Origin of the sequence: Roseobacter sp. MH60115 (assembly GCF_015644665.1) — a bacterium.
In the GTDB taxonomy this organism is placed as follows: Bacteria; Pseudomonadota; Alphaproteobacteria; order Rhodobacterales; family Rhodobacteraceae; genus Roseobacter.
In genome coordinates this window covers 279,266-292,206 of record NZ_JADOBQ010000005.1, presented here as the reverse complement: position 1 = coordinate 292,206, position 12,941 = coordinate 279,266, and the positions used below count along the sequence as shown (strand labels likewise).

General features: G+C 61.0%; 12 protein-coding genes. 6 read left to right on the top strand and 6 right to left on the bottom strand.

The genetic code is table 11. The features are described 5' to 3' along the window. Nucleotides 1–120 precede the first annotated feature (120 nt). Nucleotides 121–864: an aspartate/glutamate racemase family protein gene (locus ISX84_RS17220; RefSeq protein WP_195821630.1), complete on the top strand. Its 744-nt coding sequence runs from the start codon at nt 121–123 to the stop codon at nt 862–864. On the opposite strand, the gene ISX84_RS17215 is transcribed toward ISX84_RS17220, so the two are convergent. From ISX84_RS17215 to ISX84_RS17210, 3 genes are all read right to left on the bottom strand, one after another. Next, complete coding sequence (locus tag ISX84_RS17215; RefSeq protein ID WP_195821629.1) at nt 861–1,937, bottom strand: saccharopine dehydrogenase C-terminal domain-containing protein; 1,077 nt, start codon at nt 1,935–1,937, stop codon at nt 861–863. The genes ISX84_RS17220 and ISX84_RS17215 overlap by 4 nt on opposite strands. 143 nt (nt 1,938–2,080) lie before the next feature. After that, entirely contained in the window at nt 2,081–2,203 is a 123-nt protein-coding gene (locus tag ISX84_RS23405) for a hypothetical protein (RefSeq protein ID WP_268247496.1), read from the bottom strand. 40 nt (nt 2,204–2,243) lie between these two features. Further along, entirely contained in the window at nt 2,244–2,957 is a 714-nt protein-coding gene (locus tag ISX84_RS17210; protein WP_195821628.1) for a FadR/GntR family transcriptional regulator, read from the bottom strand. A gap of 355 nt (nt 2,958–3,312) precedes the next feature. Between ISX84_RS17210 and ISX84_RS17205 the strand changes: the two genes are divergently transcribed. Continuing rightward, a complete protein-coding gene (locus tag ISX84_RS17205) occupies nt 3,313–5,313 on the top strand; it encodes a peroxidase family protein (RefSeq protein WP_229884377.1) in 2,001 nt (666 codons plus the stop codon). Between the two features lie 12 nt (nt 5,314–5,325). Here ISX84_RS17205 and ISX84_RS17200 read toward each other — a convergent pair whose 3' ends face one another. From ISX84_RS17200 to ISX84_RS17190, 3 genes are all read right to left on the bottom strand, one after another. Next, complete coding sequence (locus ISX84_RS17200; protein WP_195821627.1) at nt 5,326–6,075, bottom strand: DUF4760 domain-containing protein; 750 nt, start codon at nt 6,073–6,075, stop codon at nt 5,326–5,328. After that, complete coding sequence (locus tag ISX84_RS17195) at nt 6,056–6,430, bottom strand: hypothetical protein (protein WP_195821626.1); 375 nt, start codon at nt 6,428–6,430, stop codon at nt 6,056–6,058. The genes ISX84_RS17200 and ISX84_RS17195 overlap by 20 nt, the downstream gene beginning before the upstream one ends. An 86-nt stretch (nt 6,431–6,516) precedes the next feature. Further along, nucleotides 6,517–7,416 (bottom strand): LysR family transcriptional regulator, encoded by a 900-nt coding sequence (locus ISX84_RS17190; RefSeq protein ID WP_229884376.1) that lies wholly within the window; start codon nt 7,414–7,416, stop codon nt 6,517–6,519. Nucleotides 7,417–7,525: 109 nt separating this feature from the next. Between ISX84_RS17190 and ISX84_RS17185 the strand changes: the two genes are divergently transcribed. The 4 genes from ISX84_RS17185 to ISX84_RS17170 all read left to right on the top strand — a co-directional run bounded on the left by ISX84_RS17185 (nt 7,526) and on the right by ISX84_RS17170 (nt 12,916). Next, nucleotides 7,526–8,179 carry a class I SAM-dependent methyltransferase gene (locus ISX84_RS17185; protein ID WP_195821624.1) on the top strand — a complete coding sequence of 218 codons (654 nt, stop codon included), beginning with the start codon at nt 7,526–7,528 and terminating at the stop codon, nt 8,177–8,179. Between the two features lie 108 nt (nt 8,180–8,287). Beyond that, the gene (locus ISX84_RS17180) at nt 8,288–10,690 is read left to right on the top strand and encodes a GcvT family protein (protein WP_195821623.1); all 2,403 of its coding nucleotides are present in this window, start codon (nt 8,288–8,290) and stop codon (nt 10,688–10,690) included. Next, entirely contained in the window at nt 10,687–12,228 is a 1,542-nt protein-coding gene (locus ISX84_RS17175; protein ID WP_195821622.1) for a trimethylamine methyltransferase family protein, read from the top strand. The genes ISX84_RS17180 and ISX84_RS17175 overlap by 4 nt, the downstream gene beginning before the upstream one ends. A 4-nt stretch (nt 12,229–12,232) precedes the next feature. Next, nucleotides 12,233–12,916, top strand: coding sequence for a TetR/AcrR family transcriptional regulator (locus tag ISX84_RS17170; RefSeq protein WP_195821621.1), 684 nt, complete (start codon nt 12,233–12,235; stop codon nt 12,914–12,916). The last annotated feature ends 25 nt before the right edge of the window (nt 12,917–12,941 follow it).

Below are 12,941 nucleotides of genomic sequence, written 5' to 3'. Positions count from 1 at the left end.
GGACAGAATGGTGGGTGCTGAATGACGCTCATCCCGGCGGCGTGTAATCAGAAAGTCGACTAGGGATGTGGCACCTTGCATGCTATGCCGGGTGTCTGAGGACCAGCGCGGAGACGTTACATGAGTGTTCAGTCAGGCGGTAAAACCATCTACGGCGCAACGGTGGGCATCTTGATGCTGGAGACCCGCTTCCCCCGCATTCCCGGTGATATCGGCAATGCGTCCACATGGCCTTTTCCCGTTCACTACCGCGTCGTGGACGGTGCCACGCCTGACCGGATCGTGCTGCAGGACGCCCGCGCGATGCGCGACGCCTTCATCCACGAAGGGCGGGCGTTGGTGCGCATGGGCTGCGATGGCATTGTGACCAACTGTGGCTTTCTGTCGGTGCTGCAGAATGATCTCAAGGCCGAACTGGAGGTACCGGTTGCCAGTTCGGCGCTCATGCAGGTGCCGATGATTGCCCAGACCCTGCCGCCGGGCCAGCGGGTGGGTGTACTGACCATCGCCAAGGACAGTCTGACCCCCGATCATCTCTATTGCGCAGGCGTGCCGCCCGATACGCCGATCATGGGCACGGACGGCGGGCGCTGCTTTTCGCAGGCGATCCTGACAGACCAGCCGGACCTCGATTTCGATGCCTGCCGCCTGGACATGTTGGAAGCGGCGCAGGCGCTGGTCTGCGAGCATGACGGCATAGGCGCCATCGTGCTGGAATGCACCAACATGGTGCCCTATGCCCGCGACATCCGGCGCGTGACCGGGCTGCCGGTCTACTCCATCTACACGCTGGTGACCTGGTTTCAGGCCGCACTGCTACCACGCGCCTTCCCGGCAGAACTGGACGACCCGCGTCACGGCTAGGCTGAAAAAGCCCCTTCTGCGGCGTAGGCAGACCCGGTGCGGGTTGCCAGAAAAGCGGGTAGCGGCACATCCTCCTGCTTCAGGAATCCGGCGCCGGGCAAGGTACCATCGCGCACCATTTCAATGATCCCCACCACCGAGGAGGCGGTTGTCCAGGCGATGGCCGTGCGCCGCCGCCCGGCCAGATCAATGGGCTTGTACCCGCGCACAAACTCGCGCCGGGCCAGCTTGCCATCAATCATCCCTTCGGCGGAGACGTGTACATAGACGATATCATCCTCCACCGGGGGTTTCGCGTGCACGAGGATTTCACCTGCGTCCTTGCGTCGGTCCCGCATCAGCAGCTCATGGAAAAAGAAGTTCATCAGGTCCACATGCCCGGGATACCGCATGGTCTTGTAATCGATGTTGGGCACCCGCCCCAGATAGGTCTCGCACATGGTGCCAAGACCGCCAGAGGTGGTGAAAGCTTCCAGTTCCGTCCCGTCGATATAGAGCTTTTCGATCCATTCCATCGGCGAGACCGATTTGATCTGCCCGTCTTCCAAGACTTCGCAATCATTCAGGTATTCATTGACCACGCCTTCGGGGGACCAGTTGAACGAATAGCCCATCAGGCCGGTCGGGTGCTGCGGCAGGGCCCCCACGCGCATCTTGCAGGCACGGCAGTCGTCAAACTGGCTGATCAGATCCGCACCGACAATCCCCACGAACCCCGGTGCCAGTCCACATTGCGGGGCCATCAGACCCTTGGACGTCTTGGACAACTCCAGAATGGCCTTGGTGGTCGGGACATCCTCCGTCAGGTCGAAATAGTGCAGACCCGCGGCATGCGCGGCCTCTGCAATGCCCGTATTCAAATGGTAGGGCAGACAGGACAGGACCGCTTCCGCCCCCTGCAAAGCCGCAGAGAACTGCGCCGGGTCGGAGAGGTCACACACCTGGGTTTCGAATGGCAAGTGATCGGATTTCCCAAGCGCGTCTATGCCGGTGACGGCAAAACCCGCCTCATGCAAAAGCTCGCCCGACAAGGTGCCAACCTTGCCCATCCCCAAGACCACGATACGTTTCATTCCATCCCCTTTTCAAAACCCGTTCGGCGACTCGTTGCCCCGGTCCGCCCATGCAAATCCACTTCCCGGCCAAGGTGCAATCGGGTTTTTGGGGAAAAGGCGCCAAGACCGGTTTCCGGCACAATCAGCAAGTGGCGCGGATATCACCCCGGCACGAAACGTCGCCGCAAGGCGGCGTTTTGTGACAACATCATCGCCTCCTCCGCCAGCATGAATTCGAGCATCACCTTGCGCGCCTCACCGGGCGCGCCCTCGCGCAATGCCATCAGCAGATGTCTACGGCACAATCGGCAAGTGGCGCGGATATCACCCCGGCACGAAACGTCGCCGCAAGGCGGCGTTTTGTGACAACATCATCGCCTCCTCCGCCAGCATGAATTCGAGCATCACCTTGCGCGCCTCCCCGGGCGCCCCCTCGCGCAACGCCATCAGCAGATGCCTGCGGCACAACCGCCCCTTGCGCCAAAGCGCTGCCGCCGCGTGCTCGGCCCCTCCCTGGCTCACCGTGAGTTCCGACAGGGTGGTCGCCAGAAAACCGATCACGAAACCCAACAGATCATTTTGCGCAAAAGAGGCAAGCCGCACATGAAACTCCAGTGATCCGATGTGATAGGCCCGCGCCTCTTCTACAGTCTGGGGTGGTGTGGGAAACCGTTCTGCGAGCAGTTCCAATTCCTCCAACTGATCCTCGCTCAGCCCCCCCGCCAGTGAGGCAACGAGTTCCGGCTCCAGCAAACGGCGCAGCTGATAGACTTCCGCAAACTTGACGTCCTTGAAGTAGAAGTAGTTGCCCAGCAGCGCACGTGCACGCTCTGCCGACGGTTCTCCGACGAAACTGCCGCCGCCCGGGCCTGTCCGGGTCTCGACCAGGCCCTGTGCCTCCAGAATGCGCATCGCCTCGCGGATCGTGCTTTTGGCCATCCCGAAGCTTTGAATCATCTCAGATTCCGCTGGCAAGCGATCGCCGCGCTTGAGATCGCGCACCATCACCAGTTCCTTGATCGTGTCCGCAACACGCATTGGACGACTACGCCGCACAGCGGGTTGCGGAGAACGAGAGGAAGGCGGGAACATTATAGAAACTTTCTGAAATCGGCCAGCAGTGCATTTCTACAATGCGAACTCAGGAAATTGAACATAATCCAATGAAAAATAATTGCGCCCCGCTGCTAAATAGTGCGGCGATGACGGTACGCTGAATACCACAAAAGGCGCCGCAGCCTGTGCATTGGCCGAAGGCATCCCTGACACAGAAATCTAATGGGATTCGAGCCGGTTACAATCTAAACTGGAAAAATGCGCCGTTTTAGTGTGAAATGGCACATATTTTGAAAAGTTAATTAAAAAGTTAATTAAATTACGCCGGAGGATTATCATGGCAACCGATAGCGCGCAGCAGCGCAAAACCCTTTTGACAGCAACCTGTTTCATCATCGGCGCAATTTTCGTTTACCACACGATGACACATGCGACGCAGTTCCCCGGCGAGAACGCACGACTGCTGTTGGTTCCCGTTTATCTGGGATGCCTGTATGGCATTTATCGTATCTGGTGCGAACAACAGGAAGGCTGGTGGATTTTCACCGGGCTGAGTGTCTTTTCGGGGCTCTGGTCCGTCTATGCCCTCGACCTCCCCTGGTCGCGTCAGCTGTTTTTCATTCTCGTCTTTCCCGCGATCTTCCGGCTGTTCTACGGCGGCATGAAGAAATCCCGCCGGGTCGAACTGACACAGCGGCGGGTTCTCGGCTGGATCGGAGACAAGGCGATGGGATTGCTGAATGTCCAGTGGATCGTTGATCTCATCGGGAAGATCCCGCCACTGGATGCATTGATCAACCGCATCGTCATCAACCGTATCGTCAATCAGGTCCGCAACCGGCCGCATCCCTTCTCCACCAGGAGCGATTACACCTCCTGGTCCAGCCTCACGGACACGGAATGGAGTGCCCGCCATCTTGGTCCTTCCCCCGTTGATCCTGAAAGCCTGCCACCCTGGGATGACATCCAACACCTTTTTGCACGGACGGGGGACACACAACGCCTGTGTCCTAAATCGACCTGCCTTTTCCCCTCCTTTGCGCAGTATCTGACGGACGGATTCATCCGCACCACAACGGATGAAAAGGACCCCGACCGCCTGAAGCGAAACACGTCGAACCACAATATCGACCTCTGCCCGCTCTATGGACGGACAGCGGCACAGACGGCGGCCCTAAGGGTCGCCTCCCCGGCACCGGAGGATCGCGGCAAGTTGAAAAGCCAGATGCTGGACGGCGAAGAATTTGCGCCCTTCCTCTTCGACGGCGATGACATCAAGCAGGAGTTCGACATCCTCGACCAACCCCTGGGTCTCGGAAACCTGAACGCGGCGATCACATCAGGCACGCCGGAAGTAGCCGCACGGGTGCGCGAGAAGCGCGGCAGGCTTTTCGCCTTCGGGGGCGACCGCGCCAATTCGGTGCCACAAACGGCGATGATCAACACGGTGCTTCTGCGCGAACACAACCGGCTTGCCAGTGAGCTTGGGGGGCGCAACCCCGACTGGGATGATGATCGCGTGTTCGAGACAGCACGCAACATCGTTGTGGTGCAATTCATCAAGATCGTGGTTGAAGACTACATCAACCACATCGCGCCCACCGCCTTCCGGATCAAGGCAGACCCCAAAGCGGCCTGGGGCGCGAAATGGAACCGGCCCAACTGGATCACGACGGAATTCAGCCTGCTCTACCGCTGGCACGCGCTGATCCCCGATCAGATCACCTGGGGCGAGACCACGCGCAAGGTCAACCCGTCCTATTTCATGGAAAACAAGCCGCTGATCGACATCGGGCTGGGGCGCGCTTTCGAAGACATGAGCGCGCAATCCGCAGGTGAAGTCGGGCCACGCAACACCACCAAATCGCTGATGCATGTGGAGGAAGCCTCTGTCGCACAGGGTCGGTTCTGCCGACTGCGTCCCTTCGCGGATTATCTGGAGTATCTGCAGCGCCTGCCGATCACAGAGATGTCGCAGATCAGCGCGGACCGGGATGTCGCAAAGCTGCTCAAGGATACCTACGGCGACGTGAACCGCGTGGATTTCTTCGTGGGTCTGTTTTGCGAGGATCGGGTCAAAAACGCGCCGCTGCCGCGCACGATCCTATCCTTTGTCGCCCTGGACGCCTTTTCGCAGGCGCTGACAAACCCGCTGCTGTCAGAGCATGTTTTCACCCCGCCCGAAGACCCGTCACAGGAGCATCCCACCTTCTCCAACTACGGATGGGAGCAGATCACCACCTGCGGATCAATGCGCGATCTGGTGTTGCGTAACATTCCCGCGCCCGAAAACCTCGGGTTTGTCGGCATGACCCAGACCGGATGGGTCCGGGAGTAAACCAAGGCCCTTTCAGGGATCCGGCATCGCCGCAAAACGCTCAACCAGGCGGGCGACCGGATCCCCGTACCCTTGATAACTCGCTCTCTGGCGCAGCTCGGCATAGCCCTTGAAGTAGGTCCAGAAAGTTGAGACTTCGAGCTCGAAATAGTCGCGCAGCACCTTCGCGTTGCAGAGCTCGGAATCGATGCAGATTTCCATCTGTGCAAAAAACAGCATCAGCCGGTCGATGTGGCGCTCAATCCGCTTGTCCTCCGACGCGTCGCTGTCGCGCAAAGCCGCTGTCCACGCCCGGCCCAGATTGGCTTGCGCATCTGGCAGGGCGTCTGGCGACAGCACCTGAAGCTGTGCTTTCAGCGTGGGTTCGTTGACCTTGCCTTCAACAAACGCCTGTATCGCCGTGTACCGCTCGATATTGGTTTCGGACTGCCAATTCCGCACGATCTCAAGCGAGCGTTCGCGGCGATTGTCCTCATTGGCTTCGACGTACTGATAGGCGCCGGTGATTGCTGCCAATGCCACGCCCAGACTGGCCGCAATACGCGTGTATTGCTCAACGCGAGTTGACAAGGTCACGCGGTCAGCGCTGGTTTTGCCGGGCTCTGTCGGACGCCGCACTGACGGTCGGCGCGCATCATCATCCACATCATGATCTTCGGCGCTGTCGCGGGGCGCATCCAAATCCGGTGCCGGGTCTGCCAGCGCCTCGTTCATCATCTCATGGGAGAGCGGTTTGCGGGGTTTATCGCGCTTCGCAGTCACGGTGCACCTCGAAGGTCTTCACAGGATCCGGTGACCAGCTTTCTCCCCGGAGCGCCACGGCCAGACAGCGCATTCCATCCGCATCCATCAGGAAACTCAGGTCGGGCTTCCTTGTGCCGGGGCTGACCCCGGGCAGGCCAGATGTTCCGCGCGTGGCCGTTGCCGCACCGTCACAAGACGCCAGGTTGATCAATTGGGCGGGCAGGTTCGCTTCGATCATCTTGTCGATCTCGCCATCGACGCGCGTGAGGTAACACTCCGCCAGTTCCGATGTCAGCGTAACCTCGGCCGAGCAGTAGTCACAGGCCAACCCCGGCGCTCCATATCCGAGCAGAAACGGCAGTATATATCGCATTTTGACCATCTGAACCCCCACCAGATTTCCAAAGATATCCTTTCAGGTGTCTATCTGTATTTCAAGATTTCCCGTCACCGCATGCCTTATTCCTTGCATCCGGGTACATCCGGAAGGGCATTGAATTCGCCCACCAGCCAGTCGAACACCAGCCGCACGCGCCTGCTGGAATTTACTTCGCGGTGGGCCACCAACCACACATCGAAGGCAAAAGGATCGAACCAGGGCAGTGCACGCCGCACTGATGGATCGGCCTCACCCACACGCGAGAGCATCACCCCAATACCCAGACCCTGACGAACCATTTCCCACTGGGCCAGATGTGACGCCGTGCGCACCGGGAACTGGTGTTCAAAGAGCCGCAGACCGCGCGCGTTCAGAGCCTCCAGAAACTGGTTGTTCTCATCAAATCCGAGTAAGGTGGCAGTCGACAATGCTTCTGGCTGGTCGAAAGGCCCGTTCTGGTCCAGGTAACTCAGGCTGGCGTAGAGATCCGCTGTTTCAGAAGGTAACTGACGTGCGATAAGCTGTGGGTCGGTTGGCCGCACCGTGCGGATCGCAATATCCGCCTCGCGGCGACGCAGATCCCGCAGGTGGTTCGTGGCAACGACTTCGACCTCGATCCCCGGATGCTGCTGTCGAAGGCGGGCGATCATCCTGGGCAGAACATAGGCCGACGCCACCTCCGTCGCGGTAATGCGCACGGTGCCCTCTACCGAAGTTGATTGCCCCGATGCGGTCATCGAAACATGGCTGGCCGCATCCCCCATCGCCCGCACGTGATCCACCAGCTCCAACCCGTTCGCGGTGAGCTTCAGGCTGCGACCGACGCGGTCGAACAACAACACACCCAACTCTTCCTCCAGCGCCGAGACCTGCCGACCCAGCGTCGGCTGTGTCATTCCCAACGCCCGTGCAGCCGCCGAAAGCGACCCCTCCTCCGCCGTGATCAGAAAAGCCCGCGCGTGGTTCCAGTCAAATTTCATCGAACGCCAATCCATGCAAAAATGCATATCAGGAAAGCGTATTTGGTCAATTTATTTACGATCCATGCAGATATAAGACAGTGCCATCTCTATTCGAAGGTGAACATCTATGACCTATGCCTCCCCGCCCTCTCTATCCAACGCAGGCGAATCGCGTTTTTGGGACCGCGTTGCGCAGGGCTACGCCAAACGCCCGGTTGCAGATCAGGCGACCTATGAGCGCAAGCTGGCCATCACCCGGTCTTTCCTGACCCGTGACATGGACCTGCTCGAATTCGGGTGCGGCACCGGCACAACCGCGCTGATCCACGCGCCTTATGTCAACCACGTTCTGGCTTTTGATTTCTCTGCCGAAATGATCTCCATTGCCGAGCGGAAAGCGCAGGATCAGAGCATCGAAAACGTCTCCTTCGTGCAGAACCGGATCGAGGATTTCGAACCGCCGGACAATCGCTATGACGCGGTGCTGGCGATGAGTATTCTGCACCTTCTCAAAGACCCGCGTGCAGCCATTGCCAAGAGTTTCGACATGTTGAAACCGGGCGGGATGATGTTTTCGAGTACCGTTTGCCTCGGTGACGGGATGAGATGGTTCAAACCGATTGCCGTTGTTGGCAGGGCGCTAAAGCTGCTGCCGCATGTCCTTTTTGTCACCAGTTCGGAGCTGGAAGAAATGGTCAGGGACGCCGGGTTCGAAATCGAGCAATCCTGGCGCCCCGGCCCGCGCAAGGGCATCTTCATCGTCGCGCGCAAACCCGGTTGACACGCCCGGTATCAGCATTTTCTTGACGGGTGGGCCCGTTTGATCTTAGCGTTTGAGCAGGACTGTACATTACTGTCCAGAACGCAACGATCATCGGGAGGATCTGCCATGAAGTCGCATTACCGCGTTGTCGTGATCGGAGGCGGCGTTGTCGGCGCCTCTGTTCTCTATCATCTGGCCAAGATGGGCTGGTCCGACGTCTGCCTGATCGAACGCTCGGTGTTGACGGCAGGGTCCAGCTGGCACGCGGCGGGTGGCATTCATGCGCTGAATGCGGATCCGAATATTGCGCAGCTGCAGGCCTACACGATTGATCTGCTGAGCGAGATTGAGGCAGAGAGCGGCCAGAACATCGGGCTGCACATGACCGGTGGCTTGACCATGGCGGGCACGCCTGATCGCTGGGAATGGCTGCAATCGGCCTACCGCACGTTCCAGTCCATCGGCATCGAGGATTGCCGTCTCGTGACCGTAGAAGAGGCGATGGCGCTGAACCCGATCATGTCCGGCGACGGGCTTCTGGGCGGCATGTGGGCGGACCGCGAGGGCTATATCGACACCACGGGCACCGTGCACGCCTATGCCGGTGCGGCCAGGAAACGCGGCGCAGAGGTGATCGAACACAACCGCGTGCTGGAGCTGAACCAGACGCTGCAAGGCTGGGAGGTCGTCACCCAAAAGGGCACCGTGACCTGCGAGCATGTGGTCAATGCCGCCGGTCTCTGGGCCAAGCAGGTCGGGCGCATGGCGGGAATCGAACTGCCCGTCTCCCCGCTCAACCACCACTACCTGATTTCCGACACCATCCCGCAGCTGGAAGACATCGACTTTGAGGTGCCGATGACTGTGGATCTGGAAGGCTTCACCTATCTGCGGCAGGATCAGAAAGGCGTGCTGCTGGGCATCTACGAGATCAACCACCAACACTGGATGATGGACGGCGCGCCGTGGGAGTATGGCTTCGAGCTGCAGCAGGAAGATCCCGACCGGATCGAACACGAGTTGACCCTGGGGTTCGAACGCTACCCCTGCCTACAGGAGGTCGGCGTGAAGACCTGGGTCAACGGCGCCTTCACCTTCTCGCCGGATGGCAATCCGTTGGTCGGCCCCGTGCCCGGCAAACGCGGCTATTGGTCCGCTTGTGCGGTCATGGCGGGCTTCCTGCAGGGCGGCGGGGTCGGTAAGAGCCTTGCCGAGTGGATGATCCACGGCACGCCCGAGGCGGACGTCTTCGGCATGGATGTGGCCCGCTACGGTGTCTGGGCCGAGAACAGGCAGTACATCAAGGAGACCACGGGCCAGTTCTACACCCGCCGCTTCGTGATGACCTATCCCAACGAACAGCTGCCTGCGGGCCGCCCGCTGAAAACCGCAGGCGCTTATGCGGACATGACCGCCGCGGGCTGCCAGTGGGGCCAAAGCTGGGATCTGGAAGTGCCGCTCTATTTCGCTGAGCCCGGGTTCAAGGAAACCCCTTCCCTGAAACGCTCGAACGCGCATCTGATCGTCGCCGATGAATGTCACGCCGTGCGCAATGGCGTCGGGTTGCTCGACATCACCGGGTTCTCCCGCTTCGAGGTCACCGGTCCGAACGCCGAAGCTTGGCTCGACCGGATCATGGCCTCGAAACTGCCCAAGCCGGGTCGGGCGAAGCTCGCGCCCATGCTGGCGGAAGACGGGCGTCTCAAGGGAGACCTGACCATCTTCAACTGGGGCGACGGCATCTGGTGGATCATGGGCAGCTACTATCTGCGCAGCTGGCACATGCGCTGGTTCAACGACCATATGGACGACGGCGTGACCATCCGCGATTTGGGCGAGGATACCGCCGGGTTCTCGCTCTCCGGGCCAGCGTCAAGGGCGGTCATTGAGAAACTCACCGACGGTCCCATCGGCGATTTGCCCTTCATGGGCTGCGGCGCCTTCGACATCGGCCTTCTGCGCTGCAAGGTGGGGCGACTGTCGGTCACCGGCGAGCTGGGGTACGAAATCCACTGCCGTGCTGGCGATCACGCCACCCTGCGCCGCATCCTGCTGGAGGCGGGCGAGGAAGAAGGCATCCGCGAGGTCGGCTTCAACGCGCTCCTCAGCCTGCGGATCGAGAAGAGCTTCGGCATCTGGAACGCCGAATTCACCCAAGGCTACACCCCCGGCATGACCGGCATGGACCGCTGGATCGACTGGGAGAAAGACTTCGTTGGCAAATCCGCCGCACTTGCCGAGCGCGACGGGAATGGCCCGGCGCAAATTCAGGTCACGCTCGAGATCGACGCCAAGGACGCGGATGCGAGCGGCTATGAGCCGATCTGGGCCGGGGCGGAGAAAGTGGGCTTCGTCACCTCCGGCGCTTACGGTCACACCACCGGCAAATCGCTGGCGATGGCGCTGGTCAACACCGAGCACGCTAAGCCCGACACCGCGCTCAGCGTGCATGTGGTGGGGATCGAGCGCGCCGCGAAGGTCATCCCGCCCTCACCTTACGACCCAGAGGGCAAGGTCATGCGGGTATGACGCTGGCCGAGAACACCGGGCGGCGGCGCACCCGTCGGGGTGGCGGCGCCCCGCCCGCCAAGCGCAAGGTGGACTATCGCCATCTGCGCAACCCGTTCCCACCCATGTCGGTGTTCTCGGACGACCGGATCGAAGCGATCCACGAGGCCGCTTTAGATGTGCTCGAACGCCTCGGCATCAAGGTGCTCCTGCCCGCCGCGCGCCATGCCTACAAGGCGGGCGGTGCCACAGTGCATGAGGACAGTGAGATGGTGCATATCGGGCGCGAGATGGTGGAGGCAGCGCTTGCCAGCGCGCCAAGGTCGATCCCCGTGCGCGGGGCCGTGCCCGACCGCGACATCACACTGGAGCTGGGCAATCTGGTGTTCCAACCTGGCGCCGGCGCGCCCCACGCCACAGATCTGGAGCGAGGTCGCCGCCCGGGCACGGAGCGCGACTTCCGCGAGCTCGTGCAGCTCACCCAGCATTTCGACGTGCTGCACATGGTTCCGCCGCTGATCGAGCCGCAGGACGTGCCGATGCACCTGCGTCACTACGCGACGCTGGATGCGCAGCTGTCGCTGTCCGACAAGGTCCCCTTCATCTTCTCGCGCGGCACACCGCAGGTCATGCAAAGCTTCGAGATGCTGCGCGACTTTCGCGGTCTGTCCGACGATGCGTTCGCGACCGAGAGCCATTGCTACACGATCATCAACACCAATTCGCCCCGCACGCTGGATATCCCCATGGCGCAGGGGCTCATGGACTTTGCCATGGCCGGACAGGTCAGCATCGTGACCCCCTTCACGCTCATGGGCGCGATGGCCCCGATCACCGTGGCAGGCGCCATGACCCTCAGCCATGCCGAAGCGCTCGCCGCGATCACGCTGACCCAGCTCACCCGCCCCGGTGCACCCGTCTGCTACGGCACCTTCACCTCCAACGTGGACATGAAATCCGGCGCGCCCGCCTTTGGCACGCCAGAACACTTCAAAGCCAGCCTCGCCGCCGGACAATTGGCCCGCAAAATCGGCCTGCCGTGGCGCTGCGCCAGCGGCTCGGCGGCCAACCTCAGCGACGTGCAGGCGGCCAATGAAACGCAATTTGGCACATGGGGCTGTCTGCTGGCCGGTGCGACGGTTGTGATCCATGCCGCCGGTTGGCTTGAAGGGGGTTTGACCGTATCTTACGAGAAACTCATCACCGATCTGGAAGTCCTTCAAATGGTTGCAGAGCTGTGCACGGAAACCCCGGCGGATGCCGCCGATATCGGCCTCGCGGCACTGGAAGACGTGCAGCCGGGCGGGCACTTCTTTGGCACCCCCCATACGATGGAGCGGTATCAGACGGCATTCTACGAGCCGCTGATCGGGGACCTCACGAATTTCGGCACATGGCAGGAACGCGGCGGCAAGGACGCAACCACCCGCGCGACCGATATGTGGAAACAGATTGTGGCGGAGGCTGCAGGCCCGAGCGCGGATGAAACCGCCCTGGCCCGCCTGCGCGACGACATCCGCCGGAAGTCCGACGCCGGCGGCGCGCCGCCGGAAAGCTGAACCCATGAACGCCCCCCGAAAGCCCGGCCCGCCCCCGGACATCCCTCAGAACGCGCCCCTTGTCGGGAACATCAAGGTGACCCGGCAGGACTGGCTGGACGCGGCGCTGGAGGCCTTGCTGGCCCACGGCGTGGAGGGTGTGAAAATCCAGCTCATCGGGGAGAAACTGCAGGTCTCCCGCTCCAGCTTCTACTGGTATTTCAAATCGCGGCAGGATTTGCTGGATGCCCTGCTCGATCACTGGCGGCAAACCAACACCGCCGCCCTTGTGGCCAAGGCGCAAACCCCGGCAAACACCATCACCGAAGCGGTCGGCAATGTCTTTCGCTGCGTGATCAACCCCGCGCTGTTCAGCACGCGGCTCGATTTTGCCATACGGGACTGGGCACGCCGTGCACCGCGCGTGCGCGAGGTCTTGCATGCCTCCGAAGCGGAACGGCTGGAAGCGCTGCGGGCGATGTTCGCCCGGTTCGGCTATCCCGATCTCGAAGCCGTCGCGCGGGCGCGTATCCTCTACTATATGCAGATCGGGTACGACGACGCGCAATTGAATGAGCCGATGGAGGCACGCAGCCGTCTGGTGTCCAGTTATCTGCTGGGATTTACCGGGCAAGAGCCCCTTGCCGAAGAAGTGGATGCCCTCATCGCCTATGCGCGTGACCTTGAATCGGGCAAAGCGCCGGAATAATCTGAGTGATCACTGGAATTTGCAG